4 protein-coding genes are annotated in these 3374 nt (G+C 67.6%); 3 read left to right on the top strand and 1 reads right to left on the bottom strand.

Translation table 11 applies throughout. From position 1 onward, the window contains the following. The coding region (locus VGH54_RS29050; protein ID WP_331515632.1) for a bifunctional RNase H/acid phosphatase at positions 1-888 on the top strand (888 nt) is incomplete at its 5' end. A 30-nt stretch (positions 889-918) separates the two neighbouring features. Then, positions 919-1842: a DMT family transporter gene (locus tag VGH54_RS29045; RefSeq protein WP_331515631.1), complete on the top strand. Its 924-nt coding sequence runs from the start codon at positions 919-921 to the stop codon at positions 1840-1842. Positions 1843-1867: 25 nt separating this feature from the next. Here VGH54_RS29045 and VGH54_RS29040 read toward each other — a convergent pair whose 3' ends face one another. Next, positions 1868-2584: a 2OG-Fe(II) oxygenase gene (locus tag VGH54_RS29040; protein ID WP_331515630.1), complete on the bottom strand. Its 717-nt coding sequence runs from the start codon at positions 2582-2584 to the stop codon at positions 1868-1870. Between the two features lie 192 nt (positions 2585-2776). Here VGH54_RS29040 and VGH54_RS29035 point away from each other — a divergent pair. Then, positions 2777-3374: DUF222 domain-containing protein (locus VGH54_RS29035; protein WP_331515629.1), on the top strand; the 598-nt coding region annotated here is incomplete at its 3' end.

Raw genomic sequence — 3374 nt, 5'->3', positions numbered from 1 at the left:
GTCGCGGTGTCGATGGATTCCAAACTCGTCGTCGAGCAGATGTCGGGGCGATGGAAGGTCAAGCATCCCGACCTTGCCGAGCTTCACGAGCAGGCTCGCGCGCTGGCGCAGCGATTCGATCGGGTCAGCTACACGTGGATTCCGCGGGCGGAGAACGCGCACGCCGACCGGTTGGCCAACGAGGCGATGGACGCCGCGGCCGAACAGGCCGGCGCGACACCGTCGGGCGCGGTCAGTGAGAACCCCTCACCCCCGGGATGGACCGGCGCGCGCGGCACCGCCACCCGGTTGCTGTTGTTGCGCCACGGCCAGACCGAGCTGTCGGTGCAGCGGCGCTACTCCGGACGCGGCAACCCACCACTGACCGAGCTGGGCCGGCAACAGGCCGACGCCGCCGCCCGGTACTTGGCGGCGCGTGGCGGCATCGCGGCGGTCGTCAGTTCACCGTTGCAGCGCTGCCACGACACCGCGACGGCGGCCGCTAAACGGCTGGGCCTGGACGTCACCGTCGACGACGACCTGATCGAAACCGATTTCGGCGGATGGGAAGGACTGACGTTCTCCGAGGCCGCCGAACACGATCCCGAACTGCATCGCCGCTGGTTGCGCGACACCAGCACAGAGCCGCCGGGCGGAGAAAGCTTCGACGCCGTTAACCAGCGGGTGTCCCGGGCGCGGGACCGGGTCATTGCCGACCACGGCGGCAGCACCGTGCTGGTGGTATCGCACGTGACCCCGATCAAAATGCTGCTGCGCGAGGCGCTTGACGCCGGGCCGGGGATTCTCTACCGGCTGCATCTCGACCTGGCGTCGTTGAGCATCGCCGAGTTCTACCCCGACGGCGCATCGTCGGTGCGCCTGGTGAATCAGACCGGGTATCTCGGTTAGAGGTTGCGAGCAACCGGTAGTGAGCCAAACGTGGAGTGGTTAGCGTCGCACGCTCTGGCCATCGGATCCGCACTGCTCGCCGCGTTTTGGGCCGCGGTGGGCATCGTCGTCCGGCAGCGTGCCATCCAGAGGACGGCAGACCACCCGGAGGACTCGGGCGCAATTGTGACGTCGTGGGTACGTCAGCCTTCGTGGTGGGCGGGAACGCTGGGCGCCATCGGCGGATATGTGTTCCAGGCGCTTGCGTTGGCGCACGGGTCGTTGTTGCTCGTGCAACCGCTGCTGGTGTCGTCGCTGCTGTTCGTGCTGCCGCTGGGTGCGCGATTCTCCAATCAGCATGTGCGAGCTCGTGATTGGGGCTGGGCGTTACTGCTGACCGCGGCGCTCACCGTATTCGTTCTGGTGGGTCAGCCGCGCGAGGGCCATTATCGTGCGCCGGTGCCCGCGTGGAGTGTGGCGCTGGGCGCCTCGGTCCCGGTGGTGATCGTCTGCGTCCTGGCGGCCCGCCGGACGGCCGGCCGAACCCGGGCCATGCTGTTGGCCGCCGCCGTCGCCGTGCTGCTCGGGATGATCGCGGTGCTGACCAAAGTCAGCACGCACCGCCTTGCCACGCACGGTTGGCACGGGCTGTTGACGGTGCCGGCGCCGTATTTGCTGGTCGCGCTCGCGGTCACGGTTACCGTGCTGCAGCAGTCAGCATTTCACGCGGGCGCGTTGCAGGCGTCGGTGCCGATCATGCTGGTCGGTGAGCCGGTGGTGGCGGTGCTGTTGGGTGTCGTCGTGCTCGGTGAGCATCTGGTGGTGCGTGGCCCCGGGGGTGTGATTCTGGCGCTGGCCGTCGGCGCGATGACGGCGGCGACGATCGCGCTGGGGCGCGATTCGGCCTCTGCGGCAACACCAGTCGCTGACACGCCGAAGCCGACACGTCGGGTCGTCCGGACGTTGCCCGGCTAAACGGCATTCCGCCGCGATAAGTCGCTCACGCAGCGTCGTGAAAGATCAGTCCCAGCGCGTAACGCTCGCCGGACCGCACCACGGACAGGCCGTGGCGCACCGCGGCCGCCGACCATCCGCGAGTCGATTGCACCGGCCGGTCGCGGGTGGTGAACAGGTAGCCGTGGCCCTGCGGCAGTTGGGTTGCGGTGCCGCGCGATTGCGCCCTGGCCCGTTGTTCGACGAGCATGAATTCCCCGCCGGTGTACTCCGTGCCCGAGTCGCTCAGGTTGATCACCACTTGAAGGGGAAAAACCAAGTCCCCGTAGAGATCTCGATGTAACGCATTCCAGTCGTCGGTCCCGTACTTGAGTATCAGGGCGGTCGACCGTGTCTGGCCGGCGGCATGGCACATGCCCAGCCACTCGTCGAGGCTGTCCGGCCAGGGCGCCTCGCGGCCGAGCTTGGCCCACCAGTCGCGGGCGATCGGCAACAGCCGTGGATACAGCGCCTGCTTGAGCTGCTCGATCGCCTTCGGGTAGGGAGCGCGCAAATAGCGATACTGCCCCGAGCCGTAGCGACGAGGCTTCATGTCGATGGTGGCGCGGAACAGGTCGTCGTTGCCGTAGAGCTTGCGCAGCCGCCGGGCCTCGGTCGTCGTCACCAGGCGTGGTAACAGTGCGCCGCCGAAGTTGTTGACGTCGGCGGCGATCGCCTTCCAGTCGCCGGCGTCGACGCGTTTTGCCCAGTCGCTCGTTGGCATCCGCCGCGCCCCCTTCGCTCTTTACCTGTAGACGATAAGGATGCCCGGAATGTGAGATGAGCAATTGTCAAGACCTGTCAATGGGGGCGGCGGCCGGTGAAGCGGTCACGGTCTTCGAGGTTCCTCAGACCCGTGAGGACCAGGGGTTGTCGGACAATCAACGCGTCAGTGGACCCTGCTATAGTCGAATGTATGTTCGAATACTTGGCGATCGTCGATCCTGCCAGCGAGGAATCAGCGCTGATCGAGCGCATCGCCGAGCTGGAACGCGCCAAGTGCGCCGCGGCGGCGGGTCAGGCCCGAGCCGCGGCCGCGTTGGATGCCTCGCGCCGGGCCACGGAGGCGGCCGAGGGAATTCCGGCCGCGCGCCGTGGACGGGGGGTGGCCAGCGAGATCGCGCTCGCCCGACTCGACTCGCCCGCCCGGGGTAACCGGCACCTCGGCTTCGCCAAAGCCTTGGTGCACGAGATGCCTTACACCCTAGCCGCTTTGGAGGCCGGGGTGTTGACGGAGTGGCGGGCCACCTTGATCGTGCGCGAAAGCGCATGTTTGGAGGTCGAGGACCGGCGGGCTTTGGATGCCGAGATGTGCGCTGACCCGGACAGATTGAACGGGATGGGCGATGCTCGGCTGGCTGCGGCGGCGAAGACGATCGCCTACCGGCTCGACCCGCACGCGGTCGTCGACCGGGCCGCCAAAGCCGAAACCGAACGGACGGTGACCATTCGGCCCGCGCCCGACACGATGACATACCTGACCGCACTGTTGCCGGTGGCCCAAGGTGTCTCGG

Source organism: Mycobacterium sp. (assembly GCF_036488105.1).
Classification (GTDB): domain Bacteria; phylum Actinomycetota; class Actinomycetes; order Mycobacteriales; family Mycobacteriaceae; genus Mycobacterium.
The sequence above is the reverse complement of the archived record's forward strand: the minus strand, read 5'-3'. Positions and strand labels throughout refer to the sequence as shown.

Bases quoted from the DNA above. Each gene is read 5' to 3' on its own strand.
- VGH54_RS29040 (WP_331515630.1), bottom strand. From the start codon at position 2,584: ATGCCAACGAGCGACTGGGCAAAACGCGTCGACGCCGGCGACTGGAAG.